This window comes from Onishia taeanensis, assembly GCF_900100755.1.
Classification (GTDB): domain Bacteria; phylum Pseudomonadota; class Gammaproteobacteria; order Pseudomonadales; family Halomonadaceae; genus Onishia; species Onishia taeanensis.
The window spans coordinates 60107-75242 of sequence record NZ_FNCI01000014.1; the positions used below are offsets into that span (position 1 = coordinate 60107).

Sequence of the window (15136 nt, forward strand, 5' to 3'; positions counted from 1 at the left end):
CGGGGCCAAGCCCCGGCATCTTCGTCACTTTCCAACCGAGGACAGCGTCATGCCGACACTGCTTCACGGCCTGTCTCGCCTCAACCGACTCCTGGAGCGCGGTTTATACCTGATATTGCTGGCCCTGCTGACCGGCTTCATCGCCTTGATCATCTACCAGATCATCAGCCGCAACCTGCCGCTATTGCCACGGCTTTACTGGACCGAGGAGTTCAGCCGTTTTGCCTTCCAATGGATGATCATGCTGGGCACTGCGGTAGGCGTACTGCACGCAGACCACTTCGTGCTGGAGGCCTTCCCTCGTGGTTCGCGGGCCGATCTGGTCACCCGCTGGATCCGGGATCTGGCCTGCCTGTCAGTAGGGGTCATTTTCATCGTCTACGGCAAGGATTTCGCCCTGTCCGGCCTCAGGCGCCACGCCACCGCCTCGGGGCTATCGATGGTCTATGTCTATTCGGTCTTCCTGATCAGCGGCATTTTCATTTCCCTGTTCAGCGTCCAGCGGCTGCTGCATGCCCTTTATGAAGGCATGGATAGCATGGAGGCGGCCCTAAACACGCCCAGCGAAATCGAGTCGATTTCCGAGTCCGCCGACCCGCACAGTGCCGAGCTCGGCGAGCTTGCCCCCGCCCTTAACGACCATGACAGGAGCGCTTCATGATCCCCATGGACTGGATCTTCGTGCTGCCGTGGCTACTCTTCGGGCTACTCGGCGTCTTGATCATCGCCGGTGTACCGATCGCCATGGCCCTGGTACTGACCGCCGTCGGTATCATCACCCTCGACCCGCGGCTGACCTACTGGGTGATGTTCCAGCGCATGTACAACGGCATGGACTCCTTCGTGCTGCTGGCCGTTCCACTGTTTCTGCTGGCCGGCAACCTGATGAACGCGGCCCGCATCACCGACCGCCTGATCACCCTCTGCATGCGCCTGGTGGGTCACCTAAAGGGCGCTCTAGCCCACGTCAACGTCCTGGTCAGCATGCTGTTCGCCGGCGTGTCCGGCTCATCCACTGCCGATAGTGCCGGTGTCGGCACCGTGTTGATTCCGGCCATGAAGCGCGAAGGCTATCCGGTCAACTTCGCCGTCGCGGTCACCGCTGCCTCGTCCGTGATGGGCATCATCATCCCACCGTCGATCAACATGATCGTCTGGGGCGCGCTCACCAACACCTCGATCGCCGGACTGTTTCTTGGCGGCATCCTGCCCGGCGTGATGATCGGCGTCACCCAGCTCGCGCTTAACATGGGCTATGTGCGCCGCTATCAGGTGCCGGTGAGAAAGCGCGTCTCGCTTGCTGAGCTGATGAGCTCCGGCAAGGACGGCCTGCTGGCGGCGGGCATTCCCGTGGTGATCATCGGCGGCATCACGCTTGGGCTGGTCACTCCGACCGAGGCGGCCGTCATCGCCGTACTGTATGCCTTGGCGCTGGGCTTCGTGGTCTATCGCGAGCTGAGCCTGCGCCAGGTGCTTAACGCCTCCACCGACACCGTGCGGCTGTGCTCACTATCCCTGTTCAGCCTGGTCGGTGCGGCGATCTTCGGCTATCTGATCAGCTTCTACCAGATTCCTCCCAAGCTGATGGCCGGCGTCAGCATCAGCGATCCGGTCGTGCTACTGCTGATCATGACCGCGGTCATGCTGGTGATCGGCACCTTCATGGATTCGCTGCCGGCCATGGCGATCATGGCGCCCATCTTTCAGCCGCTGGCCATGCAGGCCGGGGTACATCCCGTACAATTCGGGGTGATTGGCGTCATGGCGCTAGGCCTTGGGTTGATCACTCCACCCTACGGCCTGTGCCTGATGATCTCGGCCAAGATCGGTGGCATTCCGTTGCTGAAAGCCCTGGCCACCACGATGCTCTACCTAGCCGTGATGCTGGCCGTCATCGTGCTGTTGATCGTTTATCCCGATTTGGTGTTGGCGATTCCGCGCCTGATCGCGCCTGACTTCGTGTGATCTAGTCCTACTGAGCCCTAGGGCCCTCGCGAAGGGCCCATTCATGTTTCTACCGAGAGGTTCCCATGCCCAACCGCCTATGCCTGCTCTTCGATTCCGACGGCACTCTGGTCGATAGCGAGATCCTGCTCGCCGAGGTCATGGCCGAAGTTCTCACTTCTTTCGGCCTGCCCTTTAGCGCCCGCCAGTACATGGACGAGTTTCGCGGCGTGCGCTTCCTGACCATCGTCCGGGAGCTAGAAACGCGCTTCGGTACACTCGGCGAAACGCAACTGGCGGCGATGGAAGCCGCCATGCGAGAGCGTATGGCAACGCGCATGCAAAACGAGCTGCTGGCGATCGACGGCATGCCGAGTGCGCTGGAGGCGCTGGCCGCGCACCCCAAGGCCGTCGTCTCCAACGGCCCCGAGGCCAAGATTCGCTGCGCCATGCAAAGCACCGCGCTGGCACGCCACTTCGACAACAACTTGTTCAGCGCCTATACCCTTGGCGTCTGGAAGCCCGACCCGGCGCTCTACCTCAAGGCCGCCGAGGCCATGGGCTATCCACCCGAGCGCTGCGTGGTCATCGATGACGCGTCGGTGGGCGTTGAAGCCGGGCTCGCCGCCGGCATGCAGGTGGTACACCTCAACCATTTTGCCGATCAGGAAAGCACGCCAGCAGGCGCCCACGCGATTCACCATGCCCGCGAGTTGCCGGTCTTGATCGCCAAGCTGGCTGCCAGATTGCCGCAGCCGATCTGAGCCGGCCGCGCCTTCCGCCAGACGAAGATGCTCCCGCCGGTAGCACCGGCGGTAGACTGGCGCCTCAAGCGTGCCTTCTGTTCAGACGGTCAGCGAGCGTACTGCCAACTCCACGCCGCGCAGCTCGGCCAACCCCTTGAGGCGGCCATAGAGCGGGTAGCCCGGAGCGGTATCGCGGAGCTGATCATCGAGGATATGGTGGCCGTGATCGGGGCGCAGCGGTAGCCGTGGGCCACCCTCGCGCTCGCGACGACGCTCCTCGGCCACGAGTGCCCGGACCACGCCAACCATGTCCATGTCGCCGTCGAGGTGGTGGGCCTCGTGGAAGGAGCGCGAATCCGGCGCCTCGCGTTGCGTCGCGCGCAGGTGGGCGAAGTAGATGCGCGGAGCGAAACGCTCCGCCATCGCCACCAGGTCGATCTCAGCGCTGACGCCATAGGAGCCCGTGCACAGGGTCAGGCCATTGGCCGGGCTAGGCTCGGCATCGAGCAGCCACTGCGCGTCCTCTGGCCCGGAGACCACTCGCGGCAGGCCGAGCATAGGCCTGGGCGGGTCGTCGGGGTGAATCGCCATACGGATACCCGCCTCCTCGGCTACCGGGATGATCGCCGCCAGGAAATATCCCAGGTGCTCACGTAATCGCTCGGCGTCGATTTCGGCATAGTCTGCCAGCACGCCGCGGAACCGCTCGAGGGTATAGTGCTCCTCGGCGCCCGGCAGCCCCGCAATGATGGTGTTCACCAGCCGCTCGCGGCCGGCCGCATCGAGATCGTCGAGATAGGCTTGGGCCTCGGCCTGTTCGGCGTCGCTGTAATCGGCATCGGCACCGGGACGCGCCAGCAGATAGAGGTCGAAGGCGGCGAAGGCGGTCTGGTCAAAACGCAGCGCCAGGCCGCCGTCAGGCAGGCGCCAAGCCAGATCGGTACGCGTCCAGTCGAGGACCGGCATGAAATTGTAGCAGACAGTGTCGATGCCACAGGCTGCCAGGTTGCGCAGCGTCTGCTGATAGGCGGCGATATGGGCATCCCGACCGGGCAGGCCCTGCTTGATGGCCTCGTGCACTGGCACGCTCTCCACCACCGACCAGGTGAGGCCGGCCGCCTCGATCATCTGCTTACGTTCGGCGATGGCCTCGAGCGGCCAGGCCTCGCCGTTGGGTACTTCGTGCAGGGCGGTGACGATACCGGTAGCCCCGGTCTGGCGAATCTCGTCGAGGCCGATGGGGTCGGTGGGGCCGAACCAGCGCCAGGTATGTTCCATGGAAATATCCTCTCGGTCAGGCCCGCGGGAGGGCGGCCAGCGCCTCGGCAAGCCCCTGTTGCGTCAGAGTGATATAAGCAGCAGCGACCGCCTCGGCGAAGCGCGGCTCGGCCGCCAGCGCCGGCGGGAAAACATCCTCCATGGCCAGAAAGGCCGCCACCAAGGCCTCAACATCGTCACTATGGCGCGCGTGCAAGATCGCAAGGCGGCTGGCCAGGGGATCGTCCACTGGATGAGATAGGCCAGTCAGGTCATCTCCGGCCGTGTAGCGGATCCAGGCGGCCACGCCGAGCGCCGTGCAGGGCACATCACTGCCGGCCGCTAGGCGAGCCTGGGCGCCGTGCAGCCAGCGCTGGGGCAGCTTCTGGGAGCCGTCCATGGCGATCTGCTGCAGGCGGTGGCGCAGGCTGTCGTTGGCGAAGCGAACGAGCAGCTGCTCGGCGTAGGCGCTGAGATCGGTGCCCTCGGGCATGGCCAGCGTCGGCGCGGCCTCGTCGAGCATGTAATAGCGCAGCAGGGACACCAGGTCGTCGCGGCTCACGGCATCAAACACCGTCTCGATACCGTCCAAGGCGCCCAGGTAGGCGAGTAGCGAGTGGCTGCCGTTGAGCATGCGCAGTTTCATGGTCTCGAAGGGCGCCACGTCGCCGACCATCTCCACGCCATCCGCTTCCCAGGCCGGCCGCCCCTGGGGGAAGTCGTCTTCGACCACCCACTGACTGAAGGCCTCGCCGACCACGGCATTGGGATCCTCGATGCCGAGTTCGGCCAGGCGCGCGAAATCCACTTCGGTCATGGCGGGCACGATGCGATCGACCATGCTGCAAGGAAAGGCCGCCTCGCGTTCGATCCACTCGGCCAGAGCGGAGTCGCGTCGTTCGGCCAACTGGAGCACGGCATTGCGGGTACGCTTGCCATTGTCCGGCATGTTGTCGCAACTGAGCACCGTGAACGGCGCCATCCCCGCTGCGCGCCGCTGCGACAGCGCCTCCACCAGCAGGCCTGGGGCCGTGCACGGGGACTCGGGATTGGCGATGTCCGCGGCGATCAAAGGGTCGTCGGCGAGCAGGCGGCCGCTGGTCGGGCTCAGGAAGTAGCCCTTCTCGGTCACCGTCAGGGTGACCAGGCGCGTCTGGGGCGAAACCAGCTGCGCCAACAGCGTCTCACGGTCGCGGCCCCACTGGCCTTGCTCGTCGCGGCCGGAGAAAAGGGTCTCCTCGATCACGCCGATCTCGCGGACGGTGACATGCTCGCGATCGGCATATTCGGCCACGTGGTAGCGATGGCCGGCCTCGCGAAGGGCATCCACCAGACCCACGCTGGCGCGCAGGTTAGCGCTGCTCACCCCCCAGGCAGTATCACCGCTGCGCTGTCGGTAGCGCTCGAGATAGACTGCCTGATGAGCGCGATGGAAGGCCCCCAGGCCCAAGTGAACAATACCAGTGTGTCCGCTGCCGGCGCTGGCCGGCAGCCTTATGACATCCTGCATCACGATCTCCATGTCAGAGAGTATCCCCGTCTCACTGTCCCAGTATCAGGTTGGGCAGCCACAGCGAGATGGACGGCACATAGGACACCATCAATAGCACCGCCAGATTGCAGGCCAGAAACGGCAGGATGGCCCGGGCCACGGTCAGCATCTGCAAGTTGCCAATGCCCGCGACGACGAACAGGCATACCCCTACCGGCGGTGTGGTCAGGCCGATCATCAGGTTGAGTACCGCCATCACCGCGAAGTGGACCGGGTCCATGCCCACCCCGGTGGCCACGCCCAGCAGCGCCGGGAAGAGGATGATCAGCGCCGCGATGGTTTCCATGAAGGCGCCGACGAACAGCATGATCAGGTTGAGGATCAGGATCACTACCAGCGGGCTCTCGCTGATTGACAGGATGCCGGCGGCCACCATCTGCGGGATCTGCTGGCTCGTCAGGATCCAGCCGAACAGGTTGGCCAGGCCCACCAGTAACAGCAAGGCCGAGGAGGTCAGCACAGTGTCGGTGAGGATGGCCGGTAGCTTGCGCCAGGAGAGGCCCTTGTAGACATACATGCCGACCACCAGGGCATAGAGGCTGGCGATGATTGAGGCCTCGGTGGGTGTGAAGAAACCGCCGATGATGCCGTAGAGAATGATGGCGGTCATCAGCAGCGCCCAGAAGGCGGTACGCCCCTCGCGCACCAGCTGCAGCAGGGATACCCGCTTCTCCTTGGGATAGCCGCGGCGAATGGCCAGCAGGTAGACGGTGACCATCATCGCCAGGCCCAGCAAAAGGCCGGGAATGGCACCGGCCAGGAACATGCGCCCCACCGAGACCCCGGTCAGCGAGCCAGCGATGATCATCGGCACGCTGGGCGGAATGATCGGCCCGATGGTCGAGGAGGCCGCAGTGACGGCGGCCGAGAACGGCTTGTCGTAGCCGGCCTTCGACATGCCGGGAATCATCACCGAGCCGATGCTGGCGGCATCCGCCACGGCCGTGCCGGAGATGCCACCAAATATCATCGAGCCACCGACATTAGCCAGACCCAACCCGCCGCGGATATGACCGACCAGGGCGTTGGAGAAGCGCACGATGTGCTCGGTGATGTTGCCGACGTTCATCAGGTTGCCGGCCAGCACGAAGCCCGGAATGCACAGCAGTACGAAGGTATCGACCCCAGCGTAGAGCCGCTGGGGCACGATGGTCAGCGGAATCCCCGCCAGCAGCAGGTAGCTTAGCGAGGCAATGCCCAGCGAGAAGGCGATCGGGACTCCGACTAGCAACAGCACCAGGAAGACGGCAAATAGCGCGATCACTTCCATCACAAGGTCTCCGTATCGACTTGGGAGGGTTGACGGCACATAGCCATCAGGCCCTCAACGACACCGATGGCGCTATACAGCAGGACTAGCCCGAACAGCACCACGGTGGAGAAGAAAATGTAGAGCATGGGCACCCTCAGGGTCGGCGAGGTCTGCCAGGTGCCATTGGCGGCGTACTGCCAGGCGTAGGGCAGCACGATCAGGGCGAAGCCCCCCACCAGCAGGCATACCAGCACCTGGTAGATCGCCCGCCCGCGCGGCCCCATCCAGTGATGAAAGAGCTCCACGTTGACGTTGCGATTCTGGCGGATCACCACCCCCGCCGAGAGCGCGACCATATAGATGAACAGGTAACGCGACAGTTCTTCGGTCCAGGCCGGCGAGGAAGGCAGCGCCAGACGCCCGACGACCTGCAGCAGCACGGTGGCGGCGATGCCCACCAGTGCCAGTGTCGCGAGGAAGGTGAACAGGGTATCGAGCCAGCCGATCACACGACCGGCCAGGCCCGGCAGGCGTGGCACCGCCGACAGGGCGTCGAGCTCCTCGACGGCCCGCTGCTCGGAAGCATCCATGGGTACACCTCTCGGGGGTGATCGGCCACCCCGATGGCAACAGGAAGGAAGTGGCGGGCACCGAAGTGCCCGCCCCGTACTTTAGAGGTCCTGAATCGCGTCGTAGAGCGCACGCTGCTCGTCGTTCAGCGCCTCGAGCACCGCCGGGCGCGCCTTCTCGGCGAAGGCCTCGGTGTCGACCTCGACGAATTCCATGCCGCGCTCTTCGAGGGACTGACGCAAGCGCTTTTGATCCGCCGCGAACAGGTCGGCTTCGTAGGCCTGCATCTCCTGGGCGGCATCACGCACGACCTGCTGCAAGTCGTCGGGCATCGCCTCGAGCTGATTCCTGCCGATCACCACGTAGATCCAGCTGCGCACGTGGCCAGTGAGGTTCACGTAGTCCTGCACCTCATCGAAGCTGGCGCTCTCGATCAGGCTCAGCGGGTTCTCCTGGGCCTGTATGGTGCTCTGCTGCAGCGCGGTGAAGACCTCGCTGAAGGCCATCGGCGTCGGTCGCGCACCCAGCGCTTCCCAAGTGTCGACGAAAAGCGGCACATTGGGCACGCGCAGGCGAAGGCCATCCAGATCCTCGGGCGAGGTGATCGGACGGTTGCTGGTCAGCTCGCGCGGGCCCCGCTCGAACCAGGCCAGCGGCACCAGGTTGGCGCGTTCGGTGATCTGAGCCTCGATCTGGTCGCCGATATCCCCTTCCACGGCCTGCCTGAGGTGCTCGGAGTCGCGGAAGGCATAGGGCACGGCCATCATCGCCGCCTTGGGCGCCCAGTTCTGCAGGCTCTCGCCGGTGATGGTCATGTCAGCAGTGCCCAACTGGATGCTGTTGATGACATCCATCTCGGCGCCGAGCTGCTCGTTGGGATAGACCTGCACCTCGATCTGCCCCTCGGAGTTTTCCTCGACCAGCTCCTTGAACTTGAGGGCCGCCTGGTTCCAGATGTGCTGCTCGTTGGCCAGATGGCCGAACTTCAGCGTGTAGTCGGCAGCCAGGCAGGCCTGGCTGCCAAGGATGGCGGCGCCCAGAACGGCGCTGGTGATGAGTCGTTTGATCATGGCGAATCTCCTAGCACTTGCTTTTGTGTATTGTTGTCTTGCTTAGGTGCGTAGCCGTCAGGCACCGATCTCGATCAGTACCTTGCGGGCACTTTCGGGATGATGATCGATCATCTCGATGGCGCCGGGCATGTCGTCGAAGGGTAGGCGATGGCTGACCAACGCCAACGGATCGAGCCGCCCGGATGCCATCAACTCGATCACCTCCGGAAACTTGCGATTGTTGAGCCGCGAGCCGACCAGGGTCAGCTCCTTCTTGATCACCTCCAGCTGCACCAGGTCACTGGGGGTCGGGTTGAAGCCGAGCAGGCCGATGCGTCCCGCCGGCGACGCCATGCGAAGCATCTGAGGCAGCAGGGCCGGCACGCAGGCCGCATCGGCGATCAACGGCATGCCCTCCCCGCCGGTCAGCGCCGCGACCTCGGCCTCGACGTCCTGCTCGGCGCCGTTAAGGGTTCGGGTGGCGCCCAGCTCGCGAGCGGTCTCCAGGCGAGCGTCGATGACGTCGCTGACGGTGATGTCCTCGATGCCCTGCGCGCGCGCCACCTGCAGAATGGTCAGGCCGATCACGCCGGCCCCGAGAATCAGCAGGCGATCGCCCGGATGCGGCTGCATGCGACTCAGCACGTTGGCGGCGATGGTGTAGGGCTCGACCAGCGCCGCGGCATCCAGCCCGAGCCCCTCGGGCAGGCGATGGACGTTGCCGGCCGGCACGTTGACCCGCTCCTCGAAGCCGCCGTTGCGATGCACGCCGATCACTTCCAGCGCGGTGCAGACATTGGGACGGCCGATGCGGCAGGGATAGCACTCGCCGCAGCTGATCACCGGATCGATACACACCCGGTCGCCGACGGCCACGCCCTCGACACCCTCGCCCACCGCCTCGACCAGCCCGGCGAACTCGTGGCCGGTGATCCGCGGGAAACGCACGAAGGCGTTGTCACCGTGGATGATGTGCATATCGGAGCCGCAGATCCCGGCAAAGGCGACACTCACCAGCACTTCGCCGGGAGAAGCTGCGGGCGCCGCTGTGTCGACCAGGCGATAATCTTGGGGCGCGCTTACTTGAAAGGCTTTCATCGTTTCACCTCATTACCAGTGCCATAGGGTGCCGTCCTCGAGCCGGTTGACCGGCAGACTGGCACGACGGTAGGGATATTTAGCGGCGGCGGCTTCGTCAATGTCGACGCCGTGTCCGGGCGTCTCACCGACCAGGAAGTGGCCATCTTCGAAGCGGTAGTCGTGGGGAAACACCTCGTCGGTGACGGCTTCGTGCGGCATGTATTCCTGGATGCCGAAGTTGGGCACCCAGGTATCGAAGTGGATCGCCGCCCCTAGACACGCCGGCGACAGGTCAGTGGGACCATGGAAGCCGGTACGCACATGGTAGAGCCCAGCCAGGTCGGCCAGACGCCGCATGTGGGTAATACCGCCAGCGTGCGTCAGGGTCGCGCGGATATAATCAATCCACTGATTTTCGATCAGTGCCTTGGCGTCATAGAGGCTATTGAAGACCTCGCCCACCGCTAGCGGCGTGGTGGTGTGCTGGCGGATCAGGCGGAAGCTCTCCTGATTCTCCGCGGGCACGCAGTCCTCTAGCCAGAACAAATGGTAAGGCTCGACTTCCTTGCCTAACCGAGCCGCCTCGATGGGCGTTAGCCGGTGATGGACGTCGTGCAACACATGTAGGTCGTCACCGAAACGCTCGCGCACCGCGGCGAACAACTTGGGCGCATAGTTAAGGTACTTGGCAGTGTTCCACACGTGCTCTGCCGGCAGCTCGGCATCGGCGGGTTCGTAGCGCTCGCCGGGCTTCTTGGCCACACCGTAAATACTGGCGATGCCCGGCACCCCAGCCTGCACCCTTACCGCGCGATAACCTTCCTCGACATGCCGGGCGACCTCGTCGAGACAGGCCTCGATGTCCTTGCCGGTGGCATGACCGTAGACCATCACTCGCTCGCGACTCTTGCCACCCAGCAACTGGTACAGCGGCATGCCGGCGACCTTGCCCTTGATGTCCCACAACGCCATATCGACGGCAGCGATGGCACTCATGGTCACCGGCCCCCGCCGCCAATAGGCACCGCGATAGAGGTAATGCCAGATATCCTCGATGCGCTGCGGATCACGACCGATCAAGGCGGGAATTACATGCTCCTCAAGGTAAGCGACCACCGCCTGCTCGCGACCGTTGAGGGTGGCATCGCCGATGCCATAAATCCCTTCGTCGGTGACGATCTTGAGGGTGACGAAGTTGCGTCCCGGGGCGGTGACGATGGTATAGGCCCGTTGGATCTTCATGCCTGGATCTCCTCGGCGAGCGATGGGGTCGGGACAGACTGGAACATCTCAGGAAAGCGGTGCACCAGATCAGGCAGCGACTGCAGAATCTCACACTGATGGATGCTCATGGCCTCCGCCGCTGCCTCAACGTCGCGACTCTCGATGGCGTCGATGATGGACACGTGCTGTTCGATCAGCTTGTCGATGGGGGTGCTGGCGGGGATGCTCAGGTAGCGTACGCGGTCAAGCTGCGCCTTGACCTCCTCGGTCACCTTCCAGGCGGCCTGCTGGCCGACTCCTAGCGAGAGGGTGCGGTGAAAGGCCTCATCGAGCAGGAAGAAGCGGTCGTGGTTGGCCGGTTCGAGACAGCGCCGCTGGCGCTCGATTAACTCTCGCAACTCGGCGAGGACGTGACGATCCAGCCCACGGCTCGCAGCCTCTCGGGCCACCGCCACCTCTACCGCCTCACGCACGAAACGCGCCTCGAGCACCGCTTGCTGGGAGATCTTGACCACGTAGGTGCCGCGTTGCGGACGCACCTCGACTAGCCCCGCTTCAGACAGCCGTATGAAAGCTTCGCGGACTGGCTGGCGGCTCACCGAGAAGGTATCGGCGAGCTCCTTTTCCGATACTGCCTGCCCCGGCGCCAGTACCATGCGAATGATCGACTGGCGCAGCACCCAATAGAGCCGCTGGCGCACCGAGTCGCCTTCGCGGGTTTCCTGCCATAGCGCTTGCAGTGTCGTGTTCATGCATTTCATCCCGGATATGACAGCGTTGGCTGAGGCCGATGCCTATCTGATATGACTAGTATGGTAGTATGGAAAAAGAACCGAAAGAGCTCTTCCCTTAGACCTTGGTATGGCGATTGCTGTCAGCTGATGTCCGAGCAGCCCCCACTTCTATCGATGCCGACGGGTTTCGGTCCTCATCAACTTCGCGACGTAACGACAATTCATGCTGTCACTCATTGACTTCCATGGCCGTCAGCACATCGACGCGACACCTTGAATTGCAATCATGACACCACGAATTAAAGAACACTGTTCATGAATTGACTATACTGGCAACATGGCCCGCCACGCCGCCATTCAATCTCTGGCGAGACGTGCCGATAGTTGTAACATTGGTATGATGTCCCCCTGTCTTGCCTCAGAGGATCGGCGATGACAATTCCGCGATGCCTGCTGTTCGATTGCGATGGCACCCTGGTCGATAGCGAACCCTTGCTGGCCGCCGAGATGGCCTCCAGCTTGACGGCGCTGGGCCTGCCCTTCGCCGCCAGTGACTACATGGGCGAGTTCCGCGGCGCCCGCTTCATGAATATCGTCGCCGAGCTGCAGCGCCGCCACGGCGCCATCGACTCCGACGCTCTGCGCCTTGGGGAAAGCAACATGCGCGCGCGTCTGGCCGAGAGGCTAGCCAGCGAGCTTGCTCCCTTGCCCGGCGTTCGCGAGGCCTTGGAGGCGCTCGCCGATTATCCACGGGCGGTGGTATCCAACGGGCCGGAGTCGAAGATTCGCACCGGCCTCACGACCACCGGCCTGGGCGATTACTTTGGCGACCGATTGATCAGCGGCTATACCGTCCAATGCTGGAAACCGGACCCCTGCCTGTATCTGCATGCCGCCTCCCTGATGGGCTACGAACCCGGCGAATGCATCGCCATAGACGATGCCATCGTCGGGGTCAAGGCCGCATTGGCCGCCGGCATGCAGGTGATTCACCTGAACCGCTTCCCCGACGTGGAAACCACACCGCAAGGCGCAATCCAGATCAGCAACATGCACCAGTTACCCACCGTGATCGGCCATCTGGCGCATGAAGCGGTCGCCAGCCTGTCACTCTGACGGCGTCGCCCCGTGACGCCGTCAGATGTTATCCAGAGTTCATCGCCCGATACGCGCGCCTTGGGCTTTTTTAGCGGCTCTGGTTAGGTGGCGTTGGATAACGGGCTGTGGGTAAGTGCGGCGGCAGAGAGGGTGTGGATAAATCCACGCCATGAGTCGCGTGCGATGCTGCGCTATCATGGCGCATACATCCTTCACCGTCCGGAGCGCGACATGGCGTCCCTGCATGATCAACTGCGCGGCCTCGTCTATTCCACCGAACATGGCGAGACCTGCCCCGACTGCCGACAGCCGATCAACGACTGCGAATGCCAGGCATTGGCCGAGCGCGAGCGCCTGGCCGGCCTGGATGGCATCGTACGCATCCGCCGCGAAACCAGCGGCCGCAAGGGCAAGGGCGTGACCACCATCGACGGCGTGCCGCTGCCCGAAGCCGAGCTGAAAGCCCTGGCCAAGACCCTGAAGAAGCGCTGCGGCACCGGTGGCGCCGTCAAGGACGGGGTCATCGAGATCCAGGGCGACCAGCGTGAAGCCTTGAAGGATGCCCTGGAGGCCAAGGGCTACAAGGTCAAACTGGCCGGCGGCTAGTGATGCCGGAAAGATCGCGGCCCGAGACGGCTAAGGCCGCGCCTATACTCGAGACGCCTCGAGCGCCGCGACCAGAGCGGTCAGGGTGGTGCCGATCGGCCGTTCGAGCTTGAGGGCATAAAGCTCATCCGCACGGGTACGCCCCAGATTGAGACAGGCGATGGGCGTATTACCCTGAGCCGCCGCCCGCGCAAAGCGATAGCCCGAATACACCATCAGCGACGAGCCGACCACCAGCAGCCCATCGGCATCATTCACGGCAGCCAGAGCCGTCTCGACGCGGGAAGCCGGCACGCTGTCGCCGAAGAACACCACATCCGGCTTGAGCACGCCCTGCCCGCAGCGGCCGCAGGACGGCACCCGAAAATCCGAGAAGTCGACCTCCAGGTCCGCATCGCCATCCGGGGCCGCCGTGGCGTCTAGTTCAAGCCAGTGCGGGTTATTGGCCTCGAGTTCGGCATGCAGGTCGTAGCGCATGCGCAGCGCCTGGCAGCTCATGCAGCGCACCACCTCGGCCCGGCCGTGCAGGTCAATGACCCGCCGGTTGCCGGCGCGCTGATGCAGGCCATCGACGTTCTGGGTGATCAGGGTATGCACGTGGCCCAAGGCCTCGAGACGAGCCAAGGCCCGATGCGCCGGCCCCGGACGCGCATCGCTGAGCGCCCGGAAGCCGACCAGGGCCCGCGCCCAGTAACGCTGGCGTGCGGCATGGCTCTGCATGAAGCGCTGATGCTGCATGGGCGGGGGGCGCTTCCAGTCGCCGGCGGCATCACGGTAGTCGGGAATGCCGCTCTCGGTGCTGACGCCGGCGCCAGTCAGCACCACTAGCCGCGGGTGGGCACGCACGAAGGCCGCTAGCGCCGCGACATGCCCCGGATCGGCGATGGCATCATGGCCCGTTGAGTCGGCAGGAGATGACGTAAGCATGGTCTCTCTCTAGGGTTGATGGGTCGCGTATTAGAGTGATCGCCACGATTGAGGGGCTATCGAAGGCCGGGGCCATAGTCTCGGCTGCCGCGGCCCTCTAGAATGAATCCCTCGCATCCTTTCGGGCAAGGAGGCCTCGATGGCCTGGCTGGAATACCTGCTACCGCTGATTTTCCTGTTCCCGCTCGCGGCCATGGCAGTGATCGTGGTGGCGCTGCGCAACCTGCATGACGCCCGCGTCAGCTCGCCCTTCGATGCGCATCCGCTGCGCGGCCCCGGCCAGGCGCTGCGCGACCGACTCGACCACGCCTTCGCGGCCCTGTTTCTGGACGGCGCCCTGGGCCCCCTCGTGGTGCTCGCGCCGATGGTCTACGGCATGGGGCGAATGCTCTTCGCCGACCGCCAGTACTGGCTCGAATGGTCGCTTTACGGTGGGCTCAGCACGGCCCTGGTGCTGATCTGCTGCCTGCGCCTGATCCGTGACTTCCAGCGCATTCGCCGCCTCAAGCTAGGGCTCGCCTGCGAACTGGCCGTCGGGCAGGAACTGCAACGCCTGATTCGCCCCGAAACCCACCCTTTCTTTATCTTCCACGATATTCCCGCCGATACCTATAGCATCGACCACGTGGCGGTCACGCCCCATGGCGTCTTCGTGATCGAGACGCGCGCCCGCACCCAGCCCTTGAATGCACGCGGCGTACCCCAGAAGCAGGTCGCGGTAGAGGGCACGCGGCTGCGCTTCCCTGGCTGGAGCGAACGCCAGCCGCTACGCAAGACCCGCCAGGCCACGGCCTGGCTGCGCCATTGGCTGAGCCGTGAGTGCGGCACCGAGGTGCCGGTAGCCGGCATCCTCGCCCTGCCAGGCTGGGACATCGACAGCAGCGACGCCCCATCGGACATTCAGGTCGTCGACGGCGAACGGCTCGCGGCCCTGATCACCGAGACCCAGCTCGCGCCGCTGCCCGACGAGCTGCATGAGCGCATCAACCAGGCCCTGATGCATCGCAGCGCTCATCTGCTGCCCGCCCATCTTGCCGGCCCCTCGCTCTAGGCTGTTGCTCTTGCTTGCTCACCATAGCGCGTGCCACCGTCCC

At 64.2% G+C, this 15136-nt stretch carries 15 protein-coding genes; 6 read left to right on the plus strand and 9 right to left on the minus strand.

The window, feature by feature from the left end; all coding sequences use genetic code 11:
- The first annotated feature begins 49 nt into the window (after positions 1-49).
- The 3 genes from BLR71_RS14525 (at position 50) to BLR71_RS14535 (ending at position 2708) form a co-directional block, all read left to right on the plus strand.
- Positions 50-661 (plus strand): TRAP transporter small permease, encoded by a 612-nt coding sequence (locus BLR71_RS14525; protein WP_092528024.1) that lies wholly within the window; start codon positions 50-52, stop codon positions 659-661.
- On the plus strand, positions 658-1965 hold the full coding sequence (locus tag BLR71_RS14530) for a TRAP transporter large permease (RefSeq protein WP_092528026.1): 1308 nt from the start codon (positions 658-660) through the stop codon (positions 1963-1965). The genes BLR71_RS14525 and BLR71_RS14530 overlap by 4 nt, the downstream gene beginning before the upstream one ends.
- Positions 1966-2030: 65 nt before the next feature.
- The gene (locus BLR71_RS14535; RefSeq protein ID WP_092528029.1) at positions 2031-2708 is read left to right on the plus strand and encodes an HAD family hydrolase; all 678 of its coding nucleotides are present in this window, start codon (positions 2031-2033) and stop codon (positions 2706-2708) included.
- An 81-nt stretch (positions 2709-2789) separates the two neighbouring features.
- Here the strand turns inward: BLR71_RS14535 and uxuA are convergent, their stop codons facing one another.
- The 8 genes from uxuA to BLR71_RS14575 form a co-directional block, all read right to left on the minus strand.
- Positions 2790-3968 (minus strand): mannonate dehydratase, encoded by a 1179-nt coding sequence (uxuA, locus tag BLR71_RS14540; protein ID WP_092528033.1) that lies wholly within the window; start codon positions 3966-3968, stop codon positions 2790-2792.
- 16 nt (positions 3969-3984) lie between these two features.
- Positions 3985-5457, minus strand: a complete 1473-nt coding sequence (locus BLR71_RS14545) for a mannitol dehydrogenase family protein (RefSeq protein WP_092528036.1) — start codon at positions 5455-5457, stop codon at positions 3985-3987.
- A 31-nt stretch (positions 5458-5488) separates the two neighbouring features.
- Positions 5489-6769 (minus strand): TRAP transporter large permease, encoded by a 1281-nt coding sequence (locus BLR71_RS14550; RefSeq protein WP_092528039.1) that lies wholly within the window; start codon positions 6767-6769, stop codon positions 5489-5491.
- Positions 6769-7341: a TRAP transporter small permease gene (locus tag BLR71_RS14555; protein WP_092528042.1), complete on the minus strand. Its 573-nt coding sequence runs from the start codon at positions 7339-7341 to the stop codon at positions 6769-6771. The genes BLR71_RS14550 and BLR71_RS14555 overlap by 1 nt, the downstream gene beginning before the upstream one ends.
- A gap of 81 nt (positions 7342-7422) precedes the next feature.
- Positions 7423-8391: a TRAP transporter substrate-binding protein gene (locus BLR71_RS14560; RefSeq protein ID WP_092528045.1), complete on the minus strand. Its 969-nt coding sequence runs from the start codon at positions 8389-8391 to the stop codon at positions 7423-7425.
- Between the two features lie 57 nt (positions 8392-8448).
- The gene (locus BLR71_RS14565; RefSeq protein ID WP_092528048.1) at positions 8449-9471 is read right to left on the minus strand and encodes a Zn-dependent oxidoreductase; all 1023 of its coding nucleotides are present in this window, start codon (positions 9469-9471) and stop codon (positions 8449-8451) included.
- A 12-nt stretch (positions 9472-9483) separates the two neighbouring features.
- On the minus strand, positions 9484-10695 hold the full coding sequence (gene manD, locus BLR71_RS14570) for a D-mannonate dehydratase ManD (protein ID WP_092528051.1): 1212 nt from the start codon (positions 10693-10695) through the stop codon (positions 9484-9486).
- The gene (locus tag BLR71_RS14575) at positions 10692-11429 is read right to left on the minus strand and encodes a GntR family transcriptional regulator (protein WP_092528054.1); all 738 of its coding nucleotides are present in this window, start codon (positions 11427-11429) and stop codon (positions 10692-10694) included. The genes manD and BLR71_RS14575 overlap by 4 nt, the downstream gene beginning before the upstream one ends.
- 414 nt (positions 11430-11843) lie before the next feature.
- Between BLR71_RS14575 and BLR71_RS14580 the strand changes: the two genes are divergently transcribed.
- Together BLR71_RS14580 and BLR71_RS14585 are read left to right on the plus strand one after the other, a co-directional pair.
- Positions 11844-12527 carry an HAD family hydrolase gene (locus tag BLR71_RS14580; protein WP_092528057.1) on the plus strand — a complete coding sequence of 228 codons (684 nt, stop codon included), beginning with the start codon at positions 11844-11846 and terminating at the stop codon, positions 12525-12527.
- 213 nt (positions 12528-12740) lie between these two features.
- On the plus strand, positions 12741-13115 hold the full coding sequence (locus tag BLR71_RS14585) for a translation initiation factor Sui1 (protein WP_092528128.1): 375 nt from the start codon (positions 12741-12743) through the stop codon (positions 13113-13115).
- A 42-nt stretch (positions 13116-13157) separates the two neighbouring features.
- Here BLR71_RS14585 and BLR71_RS14590 read toward each other — a convergent pair whose 3' ends face one another.
- Positions 13158-14042 carry an NAD-dependent protein deacetylase gene (locus BLR71_RS14590; RefSeq protein WP_092528060.1) on the minus strand — a complete coding sequence of 295 codons (885 nt, stop codon included), beginning with the start codon at positions 14040-14042 and terminating at the stop codon, positions 13158-13160.
- 139 nt (positions 14043-14181) lie between these two features.
- Between BLR71_RS14590 and BLR71_RS14595 the strand changes: the two genes are divergently transcribed.
- Complete coding sequence (locus BLR71_RS14595) at positions 14182-15093, plus strand: nuclease-related domain-containing protein (protein ID WP_092528063.1); 912 nt, start codon at positions 14182-14184, stop codon at positions 15091-15093.
- Positions 15094-15136 lie beyond the last annotated feature (43 nt).

Excerpts from the sequence above, each read along its gene's own strand:
- BLR71_RS14525 (WP_092528024.1), top strand. The coding sequence starts at position 50 with ATGCCGACACTGCTTCACGGCCTGTCTCGCCTCAACCGACTCCTGGAG.
- BLR71_RS14530 (WP_092528026.1), top strand. The coding sequence starts at position 658 with ATGATCCCCATGGACTGGATCTTCGTGCTGCCGTGGCTACTCTTCGGG.
- BLR71_RS14535 (WP_092528029.1), top strand. The coding sequence starts at position 2,031 with ATGCCCAACCGCCTATGCCTGCTCTTCGATTCCGACGGCACTCTGGTC.
- uxuA (WP_092528033.1), bottom strand. The coding sequence starts at position 3,968 with ATGGAACATACCTGGCGCTGGTTCGGCCCCACCGACCCCATCGGCCTC.
- BLR71_RS14545 (WP_092528036.1), bottom strand. The coding sequence starts at position 5,457 with ATGCAGGATGTCATAAGGCTGCCGGCCAGCGCCGGCAGCGGACACACT.
- BLR71_RS14550 (WP_092528039.1), bottom strand. The coding sequence starts at position 6,769 with ATGGAAGTGATCGCGCTATTTGCCGTCTTCCTGGTGCTGTTGCTAGTC.
- BLR71_RS14555 (WP_092528042.1), bottom strand. The coding sequence starts at position 7,341 with ATGGATGCTTCCGAGCAGCGGGCCGTCGAGGAGCTCGACGCCCTGTCG.
- BLR71_RS14560 (WP_092528045.1), bottom strand. The coding sequence starts at position 8,391 with ATGATCAAACGACTCATCACCAGCGCCGTTCTGGGCGCCGCCATCCTT.
- BLR71_RS14565 (WP_092528048.1), bottom strand. The coding sequence starts at position 9,471 with ATGAAAGCCTTTCAAGTAAGCGCGCCCCAAGATTATCGCCTGGTCGAC.
- manD (WP_092528051.1), bottom strand. The coding sequence starts at position 10,695 with ATGAAGATCCAACGGGCCTATACCATCGTCACCGCCCCGGGACGCAAC.
- BLR71_RS14575 (WP_092528054.1), bottom strand. The coding sequence starts at position 11,429 with ATGAACACGACACTGCAAGCGCTATGGCAGGAAACCCGCGAAGGCGAC.
- BLR71_RS14580 (WP_092528057.1), top strand. The coding sequence starts at position 11,844 with ATGACAATTCCGCGATGCCTGCTGTTCGATTGCGATGGCACCCTGGTC.
- BLR71_RS14585 (WP_092528128.1), top strand. The coding sequence starts at position 12,741 with ATGGCGTCCCTGCATGATCAACTGCGCGGCCTCGTCTATTCCACCGAA.
- BLR71_RS14590 (WP_092528060.1), bottom strand. The coding sequence starts at position 14,042 with ATGCTTACGTCATCTCCTGCCGACTCAACGGGCCATGATGCCATCGCC.
- BLR71_RS14595 (WP_092528063.1), top strand. The coding sequence starts at position 14,182 with ATGGCCTGGCTGGAATACCTGCTACCGCTGATTTTCCTGTTCCCGCTC.